The 22,192-nt window shown below is 71.8% G+C and carries 20 protein-coding genes; 10 read left to right on the top strand and 10 right to left on the bottom strand.

Annotated features, from left to right (window positions below; all coding sequences use genetic code 11):
• Positions 1 to 106 precede the first annotated feature (106 nt).
• The 8 genes from ACE3N6_RS08940 (at position 107) to ACE3N6_RS08905 (ending at position 5,837) form a co-directional block, all read left to right on the top strand.
• Positions 107 to 991, top strand: coding sequence for an urease accessory protein UreD (locus tag ACE3N6_RS08940; RefSeq protein ID WP_374244903.1), 885 nt, complete (start codon positions 107 to 109; stop codon positions 989 to 991).
• Positions 992 to 1,111: 120 nt separating this feature from the next.
• On the top strand, positions 1,112 to 1,414 hold the full coding sequence (gene ureA / locus ACE3N6_RS08935; protein WP_374244901.1) for an urease subunit gamma: 303 nt from the start codon (positions 1,112 to 1,114) through the stop codon (positions 1,412 to 1,414).
• 9 nt (positions 1,415 to 1,423) lie between these two features.
• A complete protein-coding gene (locus ACE3N6_RS08930) occupies positions 1,424 to 1,729 on the top strand; it encodes an urease subunit beta (protein ID WP_374244899.1) in 306 nt (101 codons plus the stop codon).
• Positions 1,729 to 3,441, top strand: coding sequence for an urease subunit alpha (gene ureC / locus ACE3N6_RS08925; protein WP_374244897.1), 1,713 nt, complete (start codon positions 1,729 to 1,731; stop codon positions 3,439 to 3,441). Before ACE3N6_RS08930 ends, ureC begins: the two co-directional genes overlap by 1 nt.
• Positions 3,442 to 3,443: 2 nt before the next feature.
• Positions 3,444 to 3,920, top strand: coding sequence for an urease accessory protein UreE (gene ureE, locus ACE3N6_RS08920; RefSeq protein WP_374244895.1), 477 nt, complete (start codon positions 3,444 to 3,446; stop codon positions 3,918 to 3,920).
• A 10-nt stretch (positions 3,921 to 3,930) separates the two neighbouring features.
• Positions 3,931 to 4,614: an urease accessory protein UreF gene (locus ACE3N6_RS08915; RefSeq protein WP_374244893.1), complete on the top strand. Its 684-nt coding sequence runs from the start codon at positions 3,931 to 3,933 to the stop codon at positions 4,612 to 4,614.
• Positions 4,615 to 4,654: 40 nt separating this feature from the next.
• Positions 4,655 to 5,269 (top strand): urease accessory protein UreG, encoded by a 615-nt coding sequence (gene ureG / locus ACE3N6_RS08910; protein WP_374244891.1) that lies wholly within the window; start codon positions 4,655 to 4,657, stop codon positions 5,267 to 5,269.
• A gap of 121 nt (positions 5,270 to 5,390) precedes the next feature.
• Positions 5,391 to 5,837, top strand: a complete 447-nt coding sequence (locus ACE3N6_RS08905; protein WP_374244889.1) for a MaoC family dehydratase — start codon at positions 5,391 to 5,393, stop codon at positions 5,835 to 5,837.
• 3 nt (positions 5,838 to 5,840) lie between these two features.
• On the opposite strand, the gene ACE3N6_RS08900 is transcribed toward ACE3N6_RS08905, so the two are convergent.
• From ACE3N6_RS08900 to ACE3N6_RS08865, 8 genes are all read right to left on the bottom strand, one after another.
• On the bottom strand, positions 5,841 to 6,791 hold the full coding sequence (locus ACE3N6_RS08900; protein ID WP_374244887.1) for an alpha/beta hydrolase: 951 nt from the start codon (positions 6,789 to 6,791) through the stop codon (positions 5,841 to 5,843).
• An 81-nt stretch (positions 6,792 to 6,872) separates the two neighbouring features.
• On the bottom strand, positions 6,873 to 8,969 hold the full coding sequence (locus tag ACE3N6_RS08895) for a 4Fe-4S binding protein (protein WP_374244885.1): 2,097 nt from the start codon (positions 8,967 to 8,969) through the stop codon (positions 6,873 to 6,875).
• A 15-nt stretch (positions 8,970 to 8,984) separates the two neighbouring features.
• The gene (locus tag ACE3N6_RS08890) at positions 8,985 to 9,482 is read right to left on the bottom strand and encodes an SRPBCC family protein (RefSeq protein ID WP_374244883.1); all 498 of its coding nucleotides are present in this window, start codon (positions 9,480 to 9,482) and stop codon (positions 8,985 to 8,987) included.
• Positions 9,483 to 9,511: 29 nt separating this feature from the next.
• Positions 9,512 to 10,147 carry a response regulator gene (locus tag ACE3N6_RS08885; protein ID WP_374244881.1) on the bottom strand — a complete coding sequence of 212 codons (636 nt, stop codon included), beginning with the start codon at positions 10,145 to 10,147 and terminating at the stop codon, positions 9,512 to 9,514.
• Positions 10,144 to 11,586 carry an ATP-binding protein gene (locus ACE3N6_RS08880; RefSeq protein WP_374244879.1) on the bottom strand — a complete coding sequence of 481 codons (1,443 nt, stop codon included), beginning with the start codon at positions 11,584 to 11,586 and terminating at the stop codon, positions 10,144 to 10,146. The genes ACE3N6_RS08885 and ACE3N6_RS08880 overlap by 4 nt, the downstream gene beginning before the upstream one ends.
• Positions 11,583 to 12,407: an energy transducer TonB gene (locus ACE3N6_RS08875; protein WP_374244877.1), complete on the bottom strand. Its 825-nt coding sequence runs from the start codon at positions 12,405 to 12,407 to the stop codon at positions 11,583 to 11,585. The genes ACE3N6_RS08880 and ACE3N6_RS08875 overlap by 4 nt, the downstream gene beginning before the upstream one ends.
• The gene (locus ACE3N6_RS08870) at positions 12,404 to 13,354 is read right to left on the bottom strand and encodes a quinoprotein relay system zinc metallohydrolase 1 (protein ID WP_374244875.1); all 951 of its coding nucleotides are present in this window, start codon (positions 13,352 to 13,354) and stop codon (positions 12,404 to 12,406) included. Before ACE3N6_RS08870 ends, ACE3N6_RS08875 begins: the two co-directional genes overlap by 4 nt.
• Entirely contained in the window at positions 13,351 to 14,103 is a 753-nt protein-coding gene (locus tag ACE3N6_RS08865) for a quinoprotein dehydrogenase-associated SoxYZ-like carrier (protein ID WP_374244960.1), read from the bottom strand. The genes ACE3N6_RS08870 and ACE3N6_RS08865 overlap by 4 nt, the downstream gene beginning before the upstream one ends.
• Positions 14,104 to 14,611: 508 nt before the next feature.
• Here ACE3N6_RS08865 and ACE3N6_RS08860 point away from each other — a divergent pair.
• Positions 14,612 to 16,378 carry a PQQ-dependent methanol/ethanol family dehydrogenase gene (locus tag ACE3N6_RS08860; protein WP_374244873.1) on the top strand — a complete coding sequence of 589 codons (1,767 nt, stop codon included), beginning with the start codon at positions 14,612 to 14,614 and terminating at the stop codon, positions 16,376 to 16,378.
• A gap of 94 nt (positions 16,379 to 16,472) precedes the next feature.
• Here the strand turns inward: ACE3N6_RS08860 and putA are convergent, their stop codons facing one another.
• Positions 16,473 to 20,099: a bifunctional proline dehydrogenase/L-glutamate gamma-semialdehyde dehydrogenase PutA gene (putA, locus tag ACE3N6_RS08855; RefSeq protein WP_374244871.1), complete on the bottom strand. Its 3,627-nt coding sequence runs from the start codon at positions 20,097 to 20,099 to the stop codon at positions 16,473 to 16,475.
• 133 nt (positions 20,100 to 20,232) lie between these two features.
• Here putA and ACE3N6_RS08850 point away from each other — a divergent pair, with 133 nt between their 5' ends.
• Entirely contained in the window at positions 20,233 to 21,045 is an 813-nt protein-coding gene (locus ACE3N6_RS08850; RefSeq protein WP_374244869.1) for an SDR family oxidoreductase, read from the top strand.
• Positions 21,046 to 21,567: 522 nt separating this feature from the next.
• On the opposite strand, the gene ACE3N6_RS08845 is transcribed toward ACE3N6_RS08850, so the two are convergent.
• On the bottom strand, positions 21,568 to 22,192 hold a 625-nt coding region (locus tag ACE3N6_RS08845; RefSeq protein ID WP_374244867.1), incomplete at its 5' end, for a WD40 repeat domain-containing protein.

Genomic DNA, 22,192 nt, shown 5'->3' with positions numbered 1-22,192 from the left:
CCGCAAGCAGGATTCACGTGTGCGCAAGTCTCCGGCGCCTGTCCGCAAGCCCTTGCCACTCGCCGCCACCGCCCGACCACGCCTGAACTCCCGTAAACTCCCGTCCATGCTGGCTCCCTGTCCCGTCTCCGCCCATCCGCCCGCCGTGCCCGCCGGTTCGACGAACAGCTGGCACGCCCGGCTCGAACTCGGCTTTGCTGCCGACGGCGCCCGTACCGCGCTGGTGCATCGCCTCCACCAAGGCCCGCTGCGCGTGCAGAAGGCGCTCTACCCGGAAGGCCCCGAGGTGTGCCACGCGCTGGTGCTGCACCCGCCGGCCGGCATTGCCGGCGGGGATGAGCTGACGATTCAGGTGAAGGTGGAGGAGGGCGCGAAGGCGCTCATCACCACCCCCGGCGCCGGCAAGTGGTATCGCAGCCGCCAGCCCGACGGCGCCCAGCTCGCCCGCCAGACGCTGGATTTCAGCGTCGGCGCGGGCGGCGTGCTCGAATGGCTGCCCCAGGAGGCCATCGTCTTCGACCGGGTGCGTGGCCGCGCCGACGCCACCGTGCGCCTCGCCGGCGACGGGGTGTTCGTGGGCCTCGACATCCTGTGCCTGGGGCGCACCGCCTCGGGCGAACGCTTTACCGCCGGCAGCCTCGCCATCGCCTCGCGCATCGAGCGCGACGGCCGGCTGCTGTGGCACGAACAAGGCCGCATCGAAGGCGGCTCGCGCCTGCTGGATTCGCCGGTGGGCCTGCGCGGCCAGCCGGTCACCGGCACCCTGCTGGTGGCGGCCGAAGGCATCGATACCGCGCTGCTGGAAGCCTGCCGCGCCGTGCAGCCGGCGGTGGGCGAGGGCGGCGTGACGCGCCTGCCCGGCCTGCTGGTGGCCCGCTACCTGGGCCCCGCTGCCGAACCCGCCCGCGCCTGGTTCGTCGCCCTGTGGGCCGTGCTCCGCCCGGCGCTGGCAGGCCGCGAAGCGGCGGTACCGCGAATATGGCTGACTTAGGGAGTGGGGAGCGGGTAATGGGAAGTGGGGCGTGCAGTGCCTGCTCCAGCCTGGTTGCCCCGCCCATGATCCAGTAGCCTCGAGTCCCCATTACCCATTTCCTACTACCCACGACCCATCATGGAACTGACCCCCCGCGAGAAAGACAAGCTCCTGATCTTTACCGCCGGCCTGCTGGCCGAGCGGCGCAAGGCCCGGGGGCTCAAGCTCAACTACCCGGAGGCGGTGGCCTACATCAGCGCCGCCATCCTCGAGGGCGCCCGCGACGGCCGCACCGTGGCCGAGCTGATGAACGACGGCACCACGCTGCTCACCCGCGCCGACGTGATGGACGGTGTGGCCGAGATGATCCCCGAGATCCAGGTGGAAGCCACCTTCCCGGACGGCACCAAGCTGGTCACCGTCCATCAACCGATCGTCTGAGGAGCGACCATGATCCCCGGTGAAATCGACACCCTCGACGGTGAGTTGGAACTCAACGTCGGCCGCGCCACCCTCACCCTCGTCGTCGCCAACACCGGCGACCGCCCGATCCAGGTGGGCTCCCACTACCACTTTGCCGAGACCAACGCCGCGCTCGCCTTCGACCGCGCCGCGGCCCGGGGCCATCGCCTCAACATCGCCGCCGGCACCGCCGTGCGCTTCGAGCCCGGCCAGACCCGCACCGTCGAGCTGGTCGCCCTGGCCGGCGACCGCAAGGTGTTCGGCTTCAATGGCCAAGTGATGGGAGCCCTCTGATGGCAAAGATTTCGCGCCGCGCCTACGCGGAAATGTTCGGCCCCACCGTGGGCGACCGGGTGCGCCTCGCCGACACCGAGCTGTGGATCGAGGTGGAGCAGGACTTCACGATCTACGGCGAGGAGGTCAAGTTCGGCGGCGGCAAGGTGATCCGCGACGGCATGGGCCAGGGCCAGCGTCTTGCCGCCGAGGTGGCGGACACCGTCATCACCAACGCGCTCATCCTCGACCACTGGGGCATCGTCAAGGCCGACATCGGCATCAAGCACGGGCGCATCTGCGCCATCGGCAAGGCCGGCAACCCGGACATCCAGCCGGGCCTCGATGGCAAAAATAGCATCGCCATCGGCGCCGCCACCGAGGTGATCGCCGGCGAGGGGATGATCGTCACCGCCGGCGGCATCGACACCCACATCCACTTCATCTGCCCCCAGCAGATCGAAGAGGCGCTGATGAGCGGCGTCACCACCATGATCGGCGGCGGCACCGGCCCGGCCACCGGCACCTACGCCACCACCTGCACGCCGGGGCCGTGGCACATCGCCCGCATGCTCCAGGCGGCCGATGCCTTCCCGATGAACCTGGGCTTCCTGGGCAAGGGCAACGCCAGCCTGCCGGGGCCGCTCGCCGAACAGGTCGAGGCCGGCGTGATCGGCCTCAAGCTCCACGAGGACTGGGGCACCACGCCCGCCGCCATCGACGCCTGCCTGAGCGTGGCCGAGGAGATGGACGTGCAGGTGGCGATCCACTCCGACACCCTCAACGAATCGGGTTTCGTCGAAACCACCGCCGCCGCCTTCAAGGGCCGCACCATCCACACCTTCCACACCGAAGGCGCGGGCGGCGGCCACGCGCCGGACATCGTCAAGCTGGCCGGCCTGCCCAACGTGCTGCCCAGCTCCACCAACCCGACCCGGCCCTACACCATCAACACCATCGACGAGCACCTGGACATGCTGATGGTGTGCCACCACCTCGACCCGGCCATCGCCGAGGACGTGGCCTTCGCCGAATCCCGCATCCGCCGCGAGACCATCGCCGCCGAAGACATCCTCCACGACATCGGCGCGCTGTCGATGTTCTCGTCCGATTCTCAGGCCATGGGCCGGGTGGGCGAGGTGGTCATCCGCACCTGGCAGACGGCCCACAAGATGAAGGTGCAGCGCGGCGCGCTGGGCAACGACACCGCCCGCAGCGACAACTTCCGCGCCAAGCGCTACATCGCCAAATACACCATCAACCCGGCCATCGCCCACGGCATCGGCCATGTGGTCGGTTCGGTCGAGGTGGGCAAGCTCGCCGATCTGGTGATCTGGAAGCCGGCCTTCTTCGGCGTCAAACCCAGCCTGATCCTCAAGGGCGGGATGATCGCCGCCGCCGCGATGGGCGACGCCAACGCCTCCATCCCCACGCCCCAGCCGGTGCATTACAAGCCCATGTTCGGCGCCTTCGCCGGCGGGCTGAAGACCTCGCTCACCTTCGTCTCCCAGGCGTCGCTGGCCAGCGGCGCGCTGGACGGCCTGGGCCTCGTCAAGCCGCTGGAGGCAGTGCGAAACATCCGCAGCGTCACCAAGGCCTCGATGATCCACAACGACTGGCAGGGCGAGATCAGCGTCGACCCCGAAACCTACGAGGTCCGCGCCGACGGCCAGCTCCTCACCTGCGAACCCGCCAGCGTGCTGCCGATGGCCCAACGTTACTTCCTCTTCTGACCATGCTGCTGATCGAAACCCGCTACACCGGCGACGCCGCTCCGACCGCGCGCCTCACCCTCAACTTCGACGCCCGCACCAAGAGCCGACTGCGCACCCAACTGGCGGATGGGGAAGAGGTCGGCCTGTTCCTGCCCCGCGGCACCATCCTGCGCGGGGGCGACCGGCTGCAGGCCGCCGACGGGCGGATCGTCGAGGTGGTCGCGGCGCCGGAAGAGCTGATCGAAGCCCGCTGCGCCGACGCCTTTGCCCTGGCCCGCGCCGCCTACCACCTGGGCAACCGCCACGTGGCGGTGCAGGTGGGCGCCGGCTGGCTGCGCATCCAGGCCGACCACGTGCTGGAGACCATGCTCACCGGCCTGGGTGCCGAGGTCGCCAGCCTCACCGCCCCCTTCGAGCCCGAAGCCGGCGCCTACGCCCACGGCCACCACCACGCGGAGCGCGGGGCGACCGAAGCCAGAATCCACCAGTACACATGATGGGCGCGCGATGAGCCTCGCCCTGCTTCGCCTGCTCCAGCTCACCAGCCCCACGCTGCCGGTGGGCGCCTACACCTATTCGCAAGGGCTGGAGTTCGCCATCGACTCGGGCCTCGTCAAGACCGAAGCCCAGGTTGGCGAGTGGATCGCCGACGCCCTCGCCGGCGCGGTGGGCGGCTTCGAGCTGCCCCTGCTGGCGCGCTTGATGGACGCCTGGGCGGCCGGCGACGACGGCCGGGTGGCCGAACTCAACGCCCTGTGCCTCGCCAGCCGCGAAACCTCCGAGCTGCGCGCCGAGACGGTGCAGATGGGCTACTCGCTGGTCCGCCTGCTGGTGGATCTGCCGGCCTTTGCCGGCTTGCCCGGGTGGGCGGCGCGGCTGCGGGCGGTGCACGATCCGGCCTTCCCCACGGCCTGGGCCGCGGCGGCGGTGGCCTGGCAGGTCGAGCCCGACCCGGCGCTCGCCGGCTACGCCTGGGCGTGGATCGAGAACATGGTGATGGCCGCGGTGAAGGCCGTGCCCCTGGGGCAGGCCGCCGGCCAGCGCCTGTTGTCCGATCTGGCGGCGCGGGTGCCGGGGCAGGCGGCGGCTGCGCTGGCTGCGGCGCCGGAGGCTTGGTCCAACTTCCAGCCCGGGCTGGCCATCGCCAGCGCCCGCCACGAAACCCAGTATTCGCGCCTGTTCCGCTCGTGACCGGCGCCCCCGACAACACCTCGAACCCGAAAGGAAGCCCATGAAAGGCCAACCCCTGCGCGTCGGCATCGGCGGCCCCGTCGGCTCCGGCAAGACCGCGCTGACCCTCGCCCTGTGCCGCGCCCTGCGCGAAAAATACGACCTCGCCGTGGTCACCAACGACATCTACACCGCCGAGGACGCCCAGTTCCTGGTGCGCAACGAGGCGCTGGCCCCCGAGCGCATCATCGGCGTGGAGACCGGCGGCTGCCCCCACACCGCGATCCGCGAGGACGCGTCGATCAACCTGGAGGCCGTGGACCGCCTGATCCGCCTGTTCCCCGACGTGGAGCTGATCTTCGTCGAATCCGGCGGCGACAACCTGGCGGCCACCTTCTCGCCGGAGCTGTCCGATCTCACCCTCTACGTGATCGATGTGTCGGCCGGCGACAAGATCCCCCGCAAGGGCGGGCCGGGCATCACCAAGAGCGACCTCTTGGTCATCAACAAGATCGACCTCGCGCCGATGGTCGGCGCCTCGCTGGAGGTGATGGACCGCGACGCGAAGAAGATGCGCGGCGAGCGGCCCTTCATCTTCAGCAACCTCAAGACCGGCCAGGGGCTGGCCGAGATCATCGCCTTCATCGAGCGGCAGGGGCTGCTGGCGCCAGCCTGAACGCGCCGCCCCCAAAACGTCACGCTTTTTGCGGTATGCTGCCAAGGCGTTTCATGCCGGCAGCGTTCCGGCCCCGGAGCGCGATGCGTCTCAGACCACCAACATGCAAAAGGGAACAGCAATGAGCGAGCAGAACAACAACTTCGAAGAGTTCTACGGCTACAAGTTCGAGGAGCTGTCCGTCGGCCAGAGCGCCGCGTACGCCCGCACCGTGACCGAAGCCGACATCCTGATGTTTGCCGGCGTCTCCGGCGACGACAACCCGATGCACGTGAACGAAGAGCTGGCCTCCGCCACCATGTTCGGCGGTCGCATCGCCCACGGCATGCTGTCGGCCGCCTTCATCTCCACCGTCTTCGGCACCCGTCTGCCGGGGCCGGGCACGATCTACCTGTCCCAGAACCTCAAGTTCAAGGCGCCGGTGAAGGTGGGCGACACCGTGGTGGCCCGCTGCACCGTCAAGGAACTCACCCCCGAGAAGCGCAAGGCCAAGTTCGACACCGTCTGCACCGTGCGCGGCAAGGTGGTCGTCGAAGGCGAAGCCGAGGTGATGGTGCCGGCCCGCTGAGCCCTACCGCGGCGCAGGGCGCATCGGCGCCCCGCGCGAGCACGCAGCACCCAACGCCCCGCCGGTTCGCGGGGCGTTTTCTTTGGGGTCGCCGCCGGGGCCAAGGCTGCTGTCGAGGAAGCGGGCCAGATCGGCCAGTACCCGGTCGAGATCCTGGCAGTCGTCGTGACCGCCCGTCAGGATGCGCAGCTCGACCCTGTCGTGGGCGCGGTTGGCGTGAATCTCCCGCGCTTCGGCCACCGGCACCGTGGCGTCGTCGCTGCCGTGGGCGATCAGCACCGGGCAGCGCACCTGCCGGATGGTGTGGCAGGGCGCAATGTCGTCGAAGCGATGGCCGATGGTGCGCTGCACGTACCACAGGATCAGCTGCCCGAGGGGCCAGCGGGGGATGCCCTTGCCGTCGAGCCAGCGTTCCATCATCCGCGCCGGGTGGGCAAAGGCCGCCAGGCTGACGACGGCGCCAAGGCCGGGCCGGCGCGCCGCGACGAGCAGGGCCGCCGCCGCGCCGACCGAGTGGCCGACGACGCCCAGGCGCCGGGCGTCCACCTGCGGCTGCCGGGCAAGCCAGTCGAGGGCGTGCTCCAGGTCTTCGGCAAAGCGCGGCAGGGAGGCGAAGTCGTCGTCGTCGCTGTTGCCGTGGCAGCGCGCGTCGAAGAAGAGCAGCCCGTGGCCAGCCAGATGGAGCGGGCGGGCCAGCGGCAGCAGGGTCTCCGCGTTGCCGCCCCAGCCGTGCAGCACGGCCACCGCGGGGGCGGGCGTGGCCCCGCGCGGGGGGATGAACCAGGCGTGGAGCGTCTTGCCGCGGGCGGTGGGGATGCGCACGGTGCGCCACGGGATACCCGCCGGCCGACCCGTTTCGGGGATGCGGGGCGCGGCGAGCCCCCGCCGCACGAGGCGGGGAAACAGGAAGGCGACGAACGCGCCCGCGGCAAGCAGGCTCAGGGCGAGGGACATCGGGGCGTTCGGGGGGCGAAAATCAGAGTCGGCTAATGTAGCCCGTTTTCGGGCCGGCGCCCAGCGCGGCGCGGGGGCCGGTCAGCGCTGCCGGGCCGCGCGCTTGCGGTACAGCACGATCGGCGCGCAGCGGTGCTCGTCGTGGTAGATGCCCACGCAGTCGAGGCACTGGAAGCAACGGTCGTAGCGGATGGCGCCGGATTTTTCGATGGCGTCGTAGGCGCAGCGGTGGCGGCAGGTCTGGCAGGGCTGGCCGCATTCGGCGCGGCGGGGCAGCCAGTCGAGGAGGCGCAGCGTGCCGCCGAGGGTCATCGCCGCGCCCAGCGGGCACAGGTAGCGGCAGAAGAACTTGTAGTAGATGCCGCCCATAATGAGCAGCAGCACCGCCCAGGCCACGAAGGGCGCGCTCCGGTCGAAGCCCACGGTGATGGCGGTCTTGAAGGGTTCGATCTCGACGCCCTTTTCGGCCAGCTGGGGGGCGAAGGCGGCGGCGGCCACCAGGGCGGCGAGCACGGCGTAGCGGCTTTTCTCGAGCAGGTCGCCCAGCCGGGCGGGCAGCCGGCGCTCGGGCAGGCGCAGCAGGCGGGCGAGGTGGGCGGCGAACTCCTGCAGCGCGCCAAAGGGGCACAGCCAGCCGCAGAAGGTGCCCCGGCCCCACACCGCGAAGCTCACCAGCGTGAAGGCGATGAGGAGCAGGCTCACCGGGTCGTACAGAAAACTCTTGAGCCCGGCGCCGGCCGCCAGCGACTTGACCGCGCCGGTGATCTGCACGATGGAAAGCTGCCCCTGGGCGTACCAGCCCAGATAGCCGAGGGTGAAGGCCAGGAAGCCCAGCCGGAAGGCCCGCAGCCGGCTGGCTGACACCGACATCCAGCGCGGCCGGGCGAGCACGACGGAGAGGACGAGCAGCGCCGCGCCGATCGCCGCGAGTTCGCTGGCGCGATCCTTCCAGGCGATCAGCCAGTCGGGCAGGGGCGCGGGCGGGCGGTGGAAGAGGTTGGCCGGCGGCTGGTAGTCGAGCACCGCGCTGCGTTGGGTGACGACCGGCAGCATCGAGCCCTTGGCGCGGGTCAGCGTCAGCTCGAAGCGCACCGGGCTGGCCGGGTCGATGCCCGACATGGGCGGCACCCGCAGCACCAGCGCGGCGTTGAGGGGCGGGGCGCCGGCGGGCGGGGCGGGGGCGAGGTCCAGGTCGCGCAGCTCCACCGGCCCGCCGTCCTGGCTGAAGGCGAGGCGCGGCGGCACGGTGCCGCGGGTGAAGGCGTCGTCGACAAAGGCGTCGCGACCGCTGCTGGCCACCCACCAGGCGTGCTGGCCGGGCTCCAGCCGGCGCATCAGGTCGGCGTGGCCGGCGTCGCCGAGGATCGCCCGGCCGATGGTGGGGGCGTTGAGGTAGGCCACGTAGAGGTCGACGAAGGTGGCGTCGGGCCGGGCCAGCGCTTCGGGGTCGACCCCGGCGCCTTCGCTGCCGGCAAAGCGCCGCTCCACGTCGGCGTGGCTGAGGTGCAGCCGCCCGATGGCGCCGCTCTCCACCAGTTGGGCGAAGCTGCGGGGCGCGAACGCGTCGGGCCGCACTTCGGCCGGCGGGGCCTTGTCGGCCGGCGCCGCAAAGCCCAGCCGGGCGCGGGCCACGGCCAGGGCGGCGGTGAGCACGCTCTGGTTGACGATGCGCACCGAGGCGGTGGCCTTGCTCACCCCGTCCAGCACCACCCGGTTGCTGTCGGCGCCGGCGCGGGCGTTGCCGTAGAGGCTGGAGACGGTGATCGCTTGCTTCAGGCTCCGGCCTTCGTACTGGCGCAGGAAATCCTTCAGGGGCTCCTCGCCCAGGCCCGAGAGGAAGACCGGCTCGTGCTGGCGGATCAGCTCGACGCCCAGGAAGTTGCCGCGCCGGTCGATGGTGACGAGCAGGTTGATCGGCGTGCCCTCGAAGCCCGGAATGGGCGCGAGGTCGATGGATTCGAAGGCGTAGGCGACGGGGCCGGCGTCGGGCTCCAGTTCGCTGGAGATCGGCCAGGCGGGGATGTCGTGGAGCTTGTCGCCCACGTGCAGCGGCGGCTGGATGCGCCGGGCGAGCTGGTCGTGGGTCAGCTCGCCGGCCGCCGCCGGCAGGGCGAGGGCGGCCAGCCCCAGCAGCGCGCCGGTGGCGGCCCGGTGCAGCAGGCTGCGGAGGGTGGCCATCGGCGCGGGCGGGGCTTACTGGGCTTCGAGCTGCTGCTTGAGGGCGCCCAGGCCGCTGGTGTAGATGCCGCGCACGGCGTTCTTGGCGGTGGCGGCGTCGGCGCCCTTGGCCTTGAAGCTGGACGACCATTCGACCCGGCTGCCGCCCTTGGCCGACCTGACCTGGAGGGTGGAGACGTAGCCGCTCACCGGCAGGGGCGAGTCGACGATGCGGTACTTCAGCATGCGCTCGGAGTCGCGGTGGTTCATCAGCGCTTCGACCAGCTTGGCGCCGTCTTTGGTGACGATGGTGCGCACGGCGCCGCGCTTGTCCTTTTCGCCCTTGTCGAGGGTGGTGGTGGCGACGGCCGGGTGCCAGCCCAGGTTGCCGAAGTCGCGCACGGCCGCCCACACCTTGGCGGGCGGGGCGGCGATGTCGATGCGCTCCTCGACCTTGAGCGTGTTGCCCGCGGCGGCCGGCAGGGCGGCGCTGAGGGCGAGGATGGCGACGAAGAGGGATGCCTTTTTATTCATGTTGTCTCCGGGGGTGGGGGGCTGCGTGGTCAGACTTCGATCAGGCCGGCGCGCACGGCGGCCATCGCCAGCTCGGCCATGTTCTGGATGCCGAGCTTCTGCTTGATGCGGTACAGGTGGGTGCCCACGGTGTTGGGGCTGAGGTGGAAGGTGTCGGCCACTTCGGCCACCGAGCGGCCCTGGGCGAGCTGCAGGAAGACGTGGAATTCCTTGTCGGTGAGGGCTTCGGCCGGGTGTTCGGGGCGGTCGGCGCGGCGCAGCACGGCGGCAATCTCGGGGTCGATGTAGGCCTGGCCGGCGGCCACCAGGCCTACCGCGCGGAGCAGTTCGTCGGGCGGGCTGCGCTTGCACAGGTAGCCGGCGGCGCCGGCCTTGAGGGCGCGTTCGGCGGTGAGGGCGTCGGCGTGGGCGGAGGCGATCAGCACCCGGGCGCCGGGGGCGCGGGCGAGGATGCGCTCCAGGGCCGACAGGCCGCCGCAGCCGGGCATCGAGAGATCCATCACCAGCACGTCGGGGGCGTGCTCGGCGAACAGGCGCTGGGCGGCCTCGCCGCTGTCGGCTTCGGCCAGCACCCGGGCGCCGACCCCTTCGAGGAGCAGCCGGAAGCCCATCCGCACGATGGCGTGGTCGTCGGCGAGGATGACGGTGAGGGTGTCGAGCTTCATGGCTGGGCGGGCTCCGGGTGGGGGGCGGCGGCGAGGGCGACGGGCGGCAGGGGCAGGCGGGCGCGGATGCGGGTGCCGCCGCCGTGGGGGCTGGAGATGTCGAGCTGGCCGGCGACGGCGGCGACCCGCTCGCGCATGCCGGTGAGCCCGAAGCCGGCCTGACCGGGGGCGGGTTCGATGCCGCGGCCGTCGTCGGAGACTTCCACCAGCAGGCCGTCGGCCTCGCGCAGCAGGCGCACCCGGGCGTGCCGGGCCTGGGCGTGGCGGACGATGTTGGTGCACGATTCCTGCACCACCCGGAGGGCGGTGAGGGTGATGTCGTCGGGCAGGGGGTAGGGGCCGGCGAAGAGTTCGGACGACAGTTCGATGTCGGGGTGGCGGCTCTGCCAGGCGGCGAGGTAGCTGCGCACGGCGTCGGCGAGGGTTTCCTCGTCGTGGCCGGGGGCGGGTGGGCGCAGGCGGGTGAGCAGGGCGCGCACGTCGTCGTGCATCCGCGAGGCGACGTCGCGGATCACCTCGGCGCTCTGGCTGACGGCGGGGTTGTCGGCGCAGCGCTGGACGATGGCGCCGGCCAGGGCGGCCACGGCGGTGATGCTCTGGCCCAGCTCGTCGTGCAGCTCGCGGGCGATGGCACGGCGGTCGGCCTCCAGGCGGTCGGTGACGGTGCGGGCCACGGCCTGCTGCTGGGTGAGGCGGACGTTTTCGGCCACCGCCTGGTCGAGCCGGCCGGCCATGCCGTTGAAGGCCTGTGCCAGACGCACCAGTTCGGCCGGCCCGGCTTCGGGCAGGCGGGTGTCGAAGCGGCCCTGGCCGGCGCGGTCGAGGGCGGCCATCACGCTGCCCAGGGGGCGCAGGGCCCGGTCGAGGGCCAGCCAGCAGCCGGCGAACAGCCCGGCCAGGGCCAGCAGGGCGCGGCCGGCGGCGGCGGCGAGGTCGTCCCACAGGTCCACCAGGGCGCGGGAGGGGTCGGGCTGGAGGGACAGGGTGAGGCGCCCGGCGGCGAGCTGGAGGGTGGGCAGCTCGGGCCCGAGCCACTGGGCGAACCACGCCGGCGCGTCGCGGCCGGCCTTGTAGGCGGAGGGGGGCGAGCGGTACACGGCGCTGCCGGCGGGGTCGCGGGCTTCGAGGTGGTGGGCGCGGATGCGGCCGACGGCGGCGAGGTGGGCGATCAGCCGGCTCTCGCTCCAGGCCGGGTCGCCTTCGCTGGCGCCCAGGGCGGCGGCGCCGAGCCACTGGGCGGCCACCCGGTTGGCGGCGGTGACCTCTTCGGCGATGGCGATGCGCGCGTCGCGCACCCACAGGGCGGCGCCGGCCAGCACCAGGGCGGCGGCCAGCGCGGTGAGCACGAGGCTCAGGCGCAGGCGCAGGGACATGGGGCGCGGGCCGCGGCGGGCCTGCCAGCCGGCGTTGGGGGTGAGGGCGGTGGAGAGGTCGCTCACGAGGATTTCTCCAGCTTGTAGTGCACCGGCACGATCACCTGGAACTCGCGATTCTGGAGGTTCTCGGGCGGGCGCGGCAGCGGGCTGGCGGCGGTGACCAGCTGCACGGCGTTCTGGTCGAGCACCTCGAAGCCGCTGGAGCGGACGACCTGGGTGGCGACGATGGTGCCCTTGCGGGCGATGGTGATGCGCACCTGCACCTCGCCCTCCCAGCCGCGCAGGGCGGCCAGACGCGGGTAGTTCTGCTGGCGGGCGAACAGGCTGGAGAGGTTGCGGCCGTAGCGTTCGAGGAGGGCGGGGTCGACGGGCTCGTCGGCGGCGGGGGCAACGTGGACGGCTGCCGCCGGGGGGGGCTCGGCATGGGCGACGACCGGGGCGGCCGCGCGGGGTGGGGCGGCTTCGGCAGCCACCGGCGCGGGGGCGCTGACTGCCGGCGTGACCACCGGGGCAGGCCGCGGGGCTTCGGCGCGGATCGCGGGTACCTCGGGCGAGGCGGCGCGGGCGATGACCGGCGCCGGACGCGGAGCAGGGTTGGGCTCGGCCTTGGCTGGGCGGGCGATCCGTGGGGCGGGCGCTTCGACCGGCTCGACGCGGGCCACCGGCTGGGGCACCGGCGTGGGCAGGGCGACCGGTGCCGGGGCGCGGAGCACCACGTTCAGGGTGGGCGGGGTGTCGTTCAGTCGGGGAAGGAGATCGTGTTGCCACGCGAGCGCCAGCAGGTGCACCCCGACGGAGGCGGCGATGGCGAGCTTGAACTGGGGCCCCAGGCGCGGCGCGGGCAGCTCGGGCCAGGGCGGGGCGAGGGTGGGGCCGGCGTTCATCGGGTGGCCTTTCCGCTGCCTTCGAGGGCGCGTTGTTCGTAGGCGGGGTAGAGCTGGCCGGCGGAGCGGCGGTATTCGGCTTCGGAGACGGCCAGCCGGCGGTGCTCGGGCGGCAGGGGCTGGGCCAGCACTTCGGTCATGTCGAGGCCGGCTTCGGCGGCTTGCCGCAGGGTGTCGTCCAGCCACCGCAGCCAGGCGCGGGTCTGGCGGATGGGGGCGGCGTCGCTGGCCACCGGGCCGTGGCCGGGGACGAGGCGGGTGAAGGGCAGGGCCTCGAGGCGGGCGAGGGCCGCCTGCCAGGCGTCGAGCCGGGCGTGGGGCGTGGTGGGGGCGCGGTCGTGGAAGACCAGATCGCCCGCGAACAGCACGCCGGTGCTGCGGTCGAGGATGGCGAGATCGGCGTCGGTGTGGCCGTCGAGGGCGAGCAGCTCGAAGCGGTGCTCGCCCAGCTGCAGCGGGCCGGCGGCGAGGGCGCGGGTGGGGGCGACGGGCTCGGTGCCGGCCATCCAGTCGCCCACGAGACGATACATATTTTCGTTGAGGGCGCTGCCTTCCGTATCGATTCCGTGGCGGGTGCCGGGCAGCGCGGCCAGGGTCTCGCGGGGGAAGGCCTGGTTGCCGAGGAAGTGGTCGGGGTGGTGGTGGGTGTCCACCACCAGCACCACCGGCTTGTCGGTGACCCGCGCGATGGCCCGGCGCAGCTGCTCGCCGTAGGCCCGCGAGGGGCCGCTGTCGATGACCAGCACGCCGGCCGAGGTGACGACGAAGGCGGTGTTGACGATGTTGCCGCCGTTCCGGGGGCTGAAGTCTTCGCTGCGCCCGGTGAGCACCCAGGTGTCGGGGGCGATCTGCTCGGGGGCGAGGCCGTAGTCCATGTCGGCCGCGGCCAGCAGCAGCGCCCAGCCGAGGGCGAAGAGGGCGGTGAGGGTGCGGGCGGTGCGCTTCATTTTTCGATCGCTGCCGAGATGGTGTTGCCGTTATTGTCGCGGCCGCTCACCCGGTAGCCGGCGGCGGCGCGGGCGGCGGGGATGTCAACGGTGAAGACCGGGTTTTCGGCGAGGGGTTCGAAGCCCTCGATGAGCATCAGCGGCTTGCCGGCTTCGTCGACCAGCTGCAGGGTCTGGATGAAGAAGGCCGGGATGCCGGCGGCGAGGCCGGTATCCACCGGGTGGATCACCCGCAGGCGGATGCGCTCGCCCCCTTCCTTCCTGGCCCACACCCGGCTGCTCACTTCGCCCAGACGCTTCTGCCATTCGGGTGAGGCGCTGCCGGTGGAGGGCAGGGTGCAGCCGCCGCCGGCGGTGTTCACCCAGGTGCCGCCCACGTGCCACACGCCGTCGCCGGTGCGCGCGGCGGCCCGCACCGGGGTGGATTGCTGGAGCTTGATGCGAAAGCCCAGGCCGGGGTGGGCGCCGGTGGGCTCGAAGCGGACGATCCGGACGATGGGGTTGAAGTCGGCGAAGACGATCACCTCGCGCACGTCGGGCAGCTCAGAGGCGTCCACGCTCACCGGCACGTTGAGGGCGTTCTCGGCGGTGAGCGGCGCGGTGACCTTGACCCGGCTGTCGAAGCGGACCTGGGCCCGGGCCGGGAAGAACTCCTTGCGCATGTCGCCCCAGCGGGGCGAGTCGAGGGGGTCGGCCGGGGTGGCCGCGGGGGCGGCGTGGGCCAGCGTGCAGGCCACGGCAAACGCCATGGCCGCCAGGGTGTGCGGTAGTTTCAAGCTTGTCTCCTGTTGGCGGCCTGCCCGTGGGCGGCGCGCTCTGTGATGAGGCTAAAGCTGCAAGCTTCGTGCCTGCCGCCGGGGCCCGCTTTGGCGCCCGGCAAACCGCCCGCTGCCGGCAGATGCGCCGCCGGGCCCGGTCGGGCTGCGGGCTGCGGGCGCCCCGGCCATTGCCCGGCGGCGCGACGTGTTCAGCGTCGTGCTGTTGCAGTTTGGAGCACTTGATGAGGAATGAAGCAGCTGTCTCGTCCGGTGGGGTGCCGGCATTGATCCGCATCAAAGTATTCGTTGCACCCAACAGCCCTTTTTATATCGGGAAATTTTCCCGGCCTGAAAATTTCCGGGAACCGGCGGCATCGGTGGCACGGCTTTTGCGGGTCGTGGGTGCTGCGTACCCGGGTGAGGCAGGGAGGTGGCCCACCCGACGTGTGCTAGAGCACCTTCTCGAAGGAGACATTCAATGATCCAAAGGAGCAAAAATATGAAAAAGCCGTTTGCGATGTCGATCATCGCCGCAGCGCTGATGGTTGCCGGCGCGGCCCAGGCGAAGGAAGTCACCGACGCCGACATCCTCAACGATGCAAAGACGCCCGGCGACGTCGTTCACTTCGGCCTTGGCCAGCAGGGTCAGCGTTTCAGCCCGCTGGACAAGATCAACACCAAGACCGTCAAGAACCTGGTTCCGGTCTGGTCTTTCTCCTTTGGTGGCGAGAAGCAGCGCGGCCAGGAATCCCAGCCCCTTGTGCACGACGGCAAGATGTTCGTGACCGCCTCCTATAGCCGCCTCTTCGCCCTCGACGCCAAGACCGGCAAGAAGCTGTGGAAGTACGAGCACCGTCTGCCCGAAGGCATCATGCCCTGCTGCGACGTGATTAACCGCGGCGCCGCCCTCTACGACAACCTGGTGATCTTCGCCACCCTCGACGCCCAGCTCGTGGCCCTGAACAAGGACACCGGCAAGGTCGTGTGGAAGGACAAGATCGACGACTACGCCGCCGGCTACTCTGCCTCCGCCGCGCCGCTGATCGTCAAGGGCCTGGTCATCACCGGCGTGTCCGGTGGCGAGTTCGGCGTGCAGGGCCGCATGGAAGCCCGCGACGCCAAGACCGGCAAGATGGTCTGGATGCGTCCGACCGTCGAAGGTCACATGGGCTACAAGTGGGTGAATGGCGAGAAGGTCGAGAACGGCATCTCCGGCACCCTCAACGCCACCTGGACCGGCGACCTCTGGAAGACCGGCGGCGCGGCCACCTGGAACGGCGCCACCTACGACCCCGAGACCAACCTGGTCTTCGCGGGCACCGGCAACCCGGCCCCGTGGAACAGCCACCTGCGCCCCGGCGACAACCTGTTCTCCTCCGCCACCGTGGCCATCGACCCGGACACCGGCAAGATCGTCTGGCACTACCAGACCACCCCGCACGACGGCTGGGACTTCGACGGTGTGAACGAGTTCGTGTCCTTCGACTACAAGGACCCGAAGACCGGCAAGGTCATCAAGGCCGGCGGCAAGGCCGACCGCAACGGCTTCTTCTTCGTGCTCGACCGCACCAACGGCAAGCCGCTGAACATCTTCCCCTTCGTCAAGGACATCACCTGGGCCAAGGGCTTCGACATGAACACCGGCCGTCCGCTGTACGTGGATGAGAACCGTCCGGGCGACCCGTCTGCCAGCACCGATGGCAAGAAGGGCAAGAACGTCTTCGCGGCACCGTCCTTCCTGGGCGGCAAGAACCAGCAGCAGATCGCCTACAACCCGCAGACCGGCCTGTTCTACGTGCCGGCCAACGAGTGGGGCATGGACATCTGGAACGAGCCGGTCTCGTACAAGCGCGGCGCGGCCTACCTGGGCGCCGGCTTCACCATCAAGGCCCTGCACGACGACTACATCGGCTCGCTGCGCGCGATCGACCCGACCAGCGGCAAGATCGTCTGGGAGAACAAGAACTTCGCGCCCCTGTGGGGCGGCGTGCTGACCACCGCCGGCAACCTGACCTTCTACGGTACCCCCGAGGGCTACCTGAAGGCACTGGACGCCAAGACCGGCAAGGAAGTCTGGTCCTTCCAGACCGGCTCCGGCGTGGTGGCACCCCCGGTCACCTGGATGGAGAACGGCGAGCAGTACGTGGCCGTGGTGTCCGGCTGGGGCGGCGCGGTTCCCCTGTGGGGCGGCGACGTGGCCCGTCGCGTGAACTTCCTGGAGCAGGGCGGTTCCGTGTGGGTGTTCAAGCTGCACAACGCCAAGTAATCCCGGTTGGGAGTAGGTGGCCCGGAGCATCGGGCCGCCTGGTTGCGGAAACGGCACGGATGCGATTGCGTCCGTGCCGTTTTTTTGCGCGGTTTCAGCCGGCCAGCGTCATCAGGCCGGTGTTGCCGCCGGCTGCGGCGGTGTTGATCGACACCGTCCGTTCCACCGTCAGCCGCCAAAGGGGGTAGCGCCCGTCGGGGCCGGCTTCGACCAGCGGCAGGATGCGGGTGGGGTGGTCGGCCAGCTGGCGGAGGAGTTCGGCGCGGCGTGCGGGGGGGCCGGCGTGGAGGACGCCGTCCACGCTGCCGCAGGCGTCCGCGTCGAGCAGCCGCAGCGCCGCCCTCGCTTCGGGCGGGAGGCGGTCGATGGCGGCGGCGCCGGCTTCGTTGCGCATCGCCGCCGCGGTGTTGCCGGTGGCCAGCGCGGCGGCGAACTGGGCGCGCAGGCTTGCCGGGTCGTCGGCCACGCACAGGATGCATCCCCGCGGGGCGAAGCCCAGGCTGTTGCGCTCGCCGGTGGGGCCGGGCAGGGTGGCGCCCCAGGCCAGCGGCGAGCTGGCGGCGCAGTCGTTGCAGGCTTCGGCCAGGCCGCGCAGGCCCTCCCGGTGGGCCCAGGCGCGCAGGGCGTCGAAGGGGGCGAGGCGGGGATCGTCGGCGGTGTGGCGGGTCAGGCCCAGGGCGGCCGGCGGCGGCGACAGATCGCCCAGCAGCCGGGGCAGGTAGAGCGGCCCGCCGGCTTTCGGCCCGGTGCCGGATCTGCCTTCGCCGCCAAAGGGCTGCACGCCCACCACGGCGCCGATCAGGTTGCGGTTGATGTAGAGGTTGCCGGCGTGGATGCGGCGGCAGGCGGCGTCGATGCGCTCGTCGATGCGGCTGTGCACGCCGAAGGTGAGGCCGTAGCCGGTGGCGTCGATGCTGTCGATGAGCGCGTCCAGCCCGTCGGCGGGGTAGCGCAGCACGTGCAGCACCGGCCCGAAGACCTCCCGCTCCAGCTCGGCGATGCGCTCGATCTCGATGAGGGTGGGGGGCACGAAGCTGCCGGCGGCGCAGGCCGCGGGCAGCGGGTTCTGGGTCACCCGGCGGCCGGCGGCGCGCATCCGGTCGATGTGGGCAAGGAGCGTCGCCCGGGCGGTGTCGTCGATCACCGGGCCCACGTCGGTGGCCAGCTCGGCCGGGTTGCCCACGCACAGCTCGGCCATCGCCCCGGCGAGCAGGTCGAGGATGCGGTCGGCGATCTCGTGCTGCAGGCACAGCACCCGCAGGGCGGAGCAGCGCTGGCCGGCGCTGTCGAAGGCGGAGGCGAGGGCGTCCTGCACCACCTGTTCGGGCAGGGCGGAGGCGTCGGCGATCAGCGCGTTCTGGCCGCCGGTCTCGGCGATCAGGCGGGCGGGCGGGGCGTCGGCGGGGCGCCGGGCGAGCTGGCGCTGGATGTGTCGGGCCACCTCGGTGGAGCCGGTGAACAGCACGCTCCGGATGCGCGGATCGGCCACCAGCGCGGCGCCCACCGTGTCGCCCGGGCCGGGCAGCAGCTGCAGCGCGGCCGGGGGGATGCCGGCGCCGTGGAGCAGCTGCACGGCCAGCGCGGCGCTGAGGGGCGTCTGCTCGGCAGGCTTGGCGAGCACCGGGCTGCCGGCGGCCAGCGCGGCCACCGCCTGACCGACGAAGATGGCCAGCGGGAAGTTCCACGGGGCGATGCACACCGCCGGGCCGGGCGGCTCGGCGGCAGGGGGCAGGCGCTCGATCCAGGCGGCGTAGTAGCGGCAGAAATCCACCGCCTCGCGCACCTCGGCGATGGCGGCGGCGCGGGTCTTGCCGGCTTCGCGGATGCCCAGGGCGACGAACTCGCTCCGGTGGGCGGCCAGGGCGTCGGCGGCGGCGCGCAGCAGGGCGGCGCGGCGGGCGGCGGGCACGGCGTGCCAGGGGGCGGCAAAGGCGACGGCGGCGTCCAGGGCGTGGGCCACGTCGGCGGGGCTGGCGTCGGTCACCGTGCCCACCCGGTCGCGGCGGTCGGCCGGGTTGTGCACCGGCAGCGCGGGGCCGCCGCCGGGCGGGTGGCCGGCCAGCAGCGGGGCGGCCTGCCAGATGCGGGGGGCGAGGTGGGCCAGCTCGGCGTCGAGCCGGGCCAGCTCGGCATCGCCGGTCAGGTCGAGCCCGGCGGAGTTGAGCCGCGCCGGGCCGAACAGGTCGGCCGGCAGGGGGATCGCCGGGTGGGGCTGGCCGCCCTCCCGTTGCACCTGGTCGAGGGGGTCGGCGAGCAGGGCGTCCACCGGCACGGCGTCGTCCGCGATGCGACTGACGAAGGAGGTGTTGGCGCCGTTCTCCAGCAGGCGCCGCACCAGATAGGGCAGCAGGCTGGCGTGGTTGCCCACCGGGGCGTAGATGCGGCAGCGGCCGCCGGGCTGGCCGGGGGCCACCGCGTTGTCGTAGAGCGGCTCGCCCATGCCGTGCAGGCACTGGAACTCGTACTCGGTCACGCCCCGGTCGGCGGCCATCCGGGCCACGCTGGCCAGGGTGTGGGCGTTGTGGGTGGCGAACTGGGGGTAGATCCGGTCGGCCGCCGCCAGCAGCCGGGCGGCGCAGGCGAGGTAGGAGAGGTCGGTGTGCACCTTGCGGGTGAACACCGGGTAGCCGGGCAGGCCATCCACCTGGGCGCGCTTGATCTCGGCATCCCAGTAGGCGCCCTTCACCAGCCGGATCATGATGCGCCGGCCGGTCTCGGCGGCCAGGGCCGCCAGGTGGTCGATGACGAAGGGGGCGCGCTTCTGGTAAGCCTGCACCACCACCCCCAGCCCGTCCCAGCCGGCCAGCGTGGGCTCGGCCAGCAGGCGCTCCACCAGATCGAGGGAGAGTTCGAGCCGGTCGGCCTCCTCGGCGTCGATGTTGGCCCCCAGCCCGTAGCCGCGGGCGAGCCGCATCAGGCCGACCAGCCGGGGGTAAAGCTCGTCCATCGCCCGCCGGCGCTGGGCGCGGCAGTAGCGCGGGTGCAGCGCCGACAGCTTGATGGAGATGCCCGGCCCGTGGATCGGGCCCTTGCCGGCGGCGGCCTTGCCGATGGCGTGGATGGCGCCCGTGTAGGCGCGGCAGTAGCGCTCGGCGTCGGCGTGGGTGGCGGCGGCCTCGCCCAGCATGTCGAAGGAGTGGGTGTAGCCCCGGCGGGCGGGCGCCTCGCTGCGCTGCAGGGCCTCCTCGATGGTCTCGCCCATCACGAACTGCTGCCCCAGCAGGCCCATGGCGTACTCCATGCCCCGGCGCACCAGCGGCTCGCCGCCCCGGGCGATGAGCGCGGCGAGGCTGCCGCCCAGGCTGTCCTCGCTGTGGGTGGCCACCAGCCGGCCGGTGAGCAGCAGCCCCCAGGTAGCCGCATTGACGAACAGCGAGTGGCGGTGGCCCAGGTGGGCGCCCCAGTCGCCCCGGCCGATCTTGTCGCGGATCAGGCGGTTGCGGGTGGCGGCGTCGGGGATGCGGAGCAGGGCCTCGGCGAGGCACATCAGGGCGATGCCCTCCTGGCTCGACAGGGAGAACGCGTGCATCAGCGCATCCACCCCGCCCGCGCCCTCGCGCTGCCGGCGCACCGCCACCACCAGACGCCGGGCGTGCTCGGCCACGGCCGGCCGATCCAGGTCGAGGGCCGCAAGCTCGGCCGCCAGCGCGGCCACGCAGGCGGCCTCGTCGCTGCGGCAATGGGCGGAGATGGCGGCGCGGCGGTCGGACGGGGCATTCATGGCGGCGGCTCCTCGAACGGCGGTGGGCGACAAGGGTTCGAGCGCCGCGATGGGCGGGAGTTTCGCGGCGGGCGGATAATGGCGGGCGGAGCTTGCATCGTCCGCCCTTTCACCATCTGCCTGGAGAGTACGCATGAACCGTCTGGACAACAAAGTGGCGCTGGTGACCGGCGCTGCCCGGGGTATCGGGGAGGCTGTCGCCCGTGCCTTTGCCGCCGAGGGCGCGCGTTGCTACGTGAGCGACATCGACGACGCGCGGGGGCAGGCGGTGGCCGATTCGATCGGCGGCTTGGCTGTGTATCTGCGCCTGGACGTGCGCGAGGAGGCCGACTGGCAGGCGGCGATGGCGCGCATCGTGGCGGAGGCCGGGCAGCTCGACGTGCTGGTGAACAACGCCGGCATCACCGGCTTCGAGGATGCGGCCGGCGCCCAGAACCCGGAGCACGCCAGCCTGGACGACTGGCGCCGGGTGCATCGCACCAACCTGGATGGCACCTTCCTGGGCTGCCGTTTCGCGATCCAGACCATGCGCGCCGGGGGCAACGTGGGGTCGATCGTCAACATGTCGTCCCGCTCGGGCGTGGTGGGGGTGCCGGGGGCGGCGGCGTATGCCTCGTCGAAGGCCGGCATCCGCAACCACAGCAAGACGGTGGCCCTGTACTGCGCCGAGCAGGGGCTGCCGATCCGCTGCAACTCGGTGCATCCGGCGGCGATCCTCACGCCCATGTGGGAACCGATGCTGGGCGCCGGCCCGGGCCGCGAGGCGCGGATGCAGGCCTTCGTGCGGGCCAACCCGGCCCGCCGCTTCGGCCGGCCGGACGAGGTGGCGGCGGTGTGCGTGCTGCTGGCGTCGGACGAGGCGCCCTACATCAACGGCGCGGAGCTGACCATCGACGGCGGCATTCTGGCCGGTTCGGCGGTGTCGCCGGGGGCGAGCGAGGATTGAGGGCCGCGGTGTTTTCCTGAGCCCCAGCACTTGGGGCTTTTTGCTCCCGACCGGGAGCAAAAAGGTCCGAACCGGGAACTCAATCGCCCCGACCGGGAGCAAAAAGGTCCGAACCGGGAACTCAATCGTCCCGACCGGGAGCAAAAAGGTCCGAGCCGGGAACTCAATCGCCCCGACCGGGAGCAAAAAGGTCCGAGCCGGGAACTCAATCGTCCCGACCGGGAGCAAAAAGGTCCGAACCGGGAGCCCAATCGTCCCGACCGGGACAAAAAAGGTCCAAACCGGGAACTCAATCGTCCCGACCGGGAGCAAAAAGGTCCGAGCCGGGAACTCAATCGCCCCAACCGGGAGCAAAAAGGTCCGAACCGGGAACTCATTCGCCCCGACCGGGAGCAGGATGGTCCGAGCCGGGAGCCTGTCCGGAGCCTGTCCGAATTCTTGTGTTTGAGCGCGCGGCTGCGCCTTGGCCCCTGGGTGCTTCCCTGTCGGTCGGCCTGAAGGCCGGTCTTCGGGTTGGTGGGCTTACCTGGCCGGTGCCGGCAGATCCGGGCACTGGGGCAGGTAGTCGATGTCTTTCGATACCCAGCGTTTCCATTGTTCGGGGCTCATGTTGCGGGTGAGCTTGCTGCACAGCATGTCGGGCCAGCGGGTGGGGGCGGCCCACAGGTGGAGGGCGCCGTTGCGGCTGGCGGAGTGGATGAGCTGGCCGTTGCGGCGGAAGGCGACGGTCTGGATGCGGTCTTCGTGGCCTTCGAGGGGGCGGCCGATGGGGACGCCGGTTTCGGCGTGCCACAGGCGCAGGGTGCGGTCCCAGCTGGCGGAGACGAGGTGGCGGCCGTCGGGGCTGGCGGCGAGGTCGGTCACCCAGTGGCGGTGGCCTTCGAGGGGGTCGCCGATGGGGTCGCCGGTGGCAGCATCCCAGGTGCGCAGGGTTTCGTCGGCGCTGCCGGAGTGGATGCGCCGGCCGTCGGGGCCGAAGGCGACGGCGAGCACCCAGTTGTCGTGGCCGCCCAGGGGGTGGCCGATGGGCTGGCCGAACTGCGGGCCGGGTGCGGCGTGCCAGTGGCGCAGGCTGCGGTCGGCGCTGGCGGAGACGAGGCTGCGGCCGTCGGGGTGCCAGGCGAGGGCGGCGATCCAGTGGTCGTGG

This window comes from Zoogloea sp., from assembly GCF_041904905.1.
Taxonomy (GTDB): Bacteria; Pseudomonadota; Gammaproteobacteria; order Burkholderiales; family Rhodocyclaceae; genus Zoogloea.
The sequence above is the reverse complement of the archived record's forward strand: the minus strand, read 5'-3'. Positions and strand labels throughout refer to the sequence as shown.

Excerpts from the sequence above, each read along its gene's own strand:
- ureC (WP_374244897.1), top strand. The coding sequence starts at position 1,729 with ATGGCAAAGATTTCGCGCCGCGCCTACGCGGAAATGTTCGGCCCCACC.
- ACE3N6_RS08870 (WP_374244875.1), bottom strand. The coding sequence starts at position 13,354 with ATGAAGCGCACCGCCCGCACCCTCACCGCCCTCTTCGCCCTCGGCTGG.
- ureA (WP_374244901.1), top strand. The coding sequence starts at position 1,112 with ATGGAACTGACCCCCCGCGAGAAAGACAAGCTCCTGATCTTTACCGCC.
- ACE3N6_RS08900 (WP_374244887.1), bottom strand. The coding sequence starts at position 6,791 with ATGTCCCTCGCCCTGAGCCTGCTTGCCGCGGGCGCGTTCGTCGCCTTC.
- putA (WP_374244871.1), bottom strand. The coding sequence starts at position 20,099 with ATGAATGCCCCGTCCGACCGCCGCGCCGCCATCTCCGCCCATTGCCGC.
- ACE3N6_RS08930 (WP_374244899.1), top strand. The coding sequence starts at position 1,424 with ATGATCCCCGGTGAAATCGACACCCTCGACGGTGAGTTGGAACTCAAC.
- ACE3N6_RS08850 (WP_374244869.1), top strand. The coding sequence starts at position 20,233 with ATGAACCGTCTGGACAACAAAGTGGCGCTGGTGACCGGCGCTGCCCGG.
- ACE3N6_RS08865 (WP_374244960.1), bottom strand. The coding sequence starts at position 14,103 with ATGGCGTTTGCCGTGGCCTGCACGCTGGCCCACGCCGCCCCCGCGGCC.
- ACE3N6_RS08875 (WP_374244877.1), bottom strand. The coding sequence starts at position 12,407 with ATGAACGCCGGCCCCACCCTCGCCCCGCCCTGGCCCGAGCTGCCCGCG.
- ACE3N6_RS08860 (WP_374244873.1), top strand. The coding sequence starts at position 14,612 with ATGAAAAAGCCGTTTGCGATGTCGATCATCGCCGCAGCGCTGATGGTT.
- ureG (WP_374244891.1), top strand. The coding sequence starts at position 4,655 with ATGAAAGGCCAACCCCTGCGCGTCGGCATCGGCGGCCCCGTCGGCTCC.
- ACE3N6_RS08890 (WP_374244883.1), bottom strand. The coding sequence starts at position 9,482 with ATGAATAAAAAGGCATCCCTCTTCGTCGCCATCCTCGCCCTCAGCGCC.
- ACE3N6_RS08885 (WP_374244881.1), bottom strand. The coding sequence starts at position 10,147 with ATGAAGCTCGACACCCTCACCGTCATCCTCGCCGACGACCACGCCATC.
- ACE3N6_RS08895 (WP_374244885.1), bottom strand. The coding sequence starts at position 8,969 with ATGGCCACCCTCCGCAGCCTGCTGCACCGGGCCGCCACCGGCGCGCTG.
- ACE3N6_RS08915 (WP_374244893.1), top strand. The coding sequence starts at position 3,931 with ATGAGCCTCGCCCTGCTTCGCCTGCTCCAGCTCACCAGCCCCACGCTG.
- ureE (WP_374244895.1), top strand. The coding sequence starts at position 3,444 with ATGCTGCTGATCGAAACCCGCTACACCGGCGACGCCGCTCCGACCGCG.
- ACE3N6_RS08905 (WP_374244889.1), top strand. The coding sequence starts at position 5,391 with ATGAGCGAGCAGAACAACAACTTCGAAGAGTTCTACGGCTACAAGTTC.
- ACE3N6_RS08940 (WP_374244903.1), top strand. The coding sequence starts at position 107 with ATGCTGGCTCCCTGTCCCGTCTCCGCCCATCCGCCCGCCGTGCCCGCC.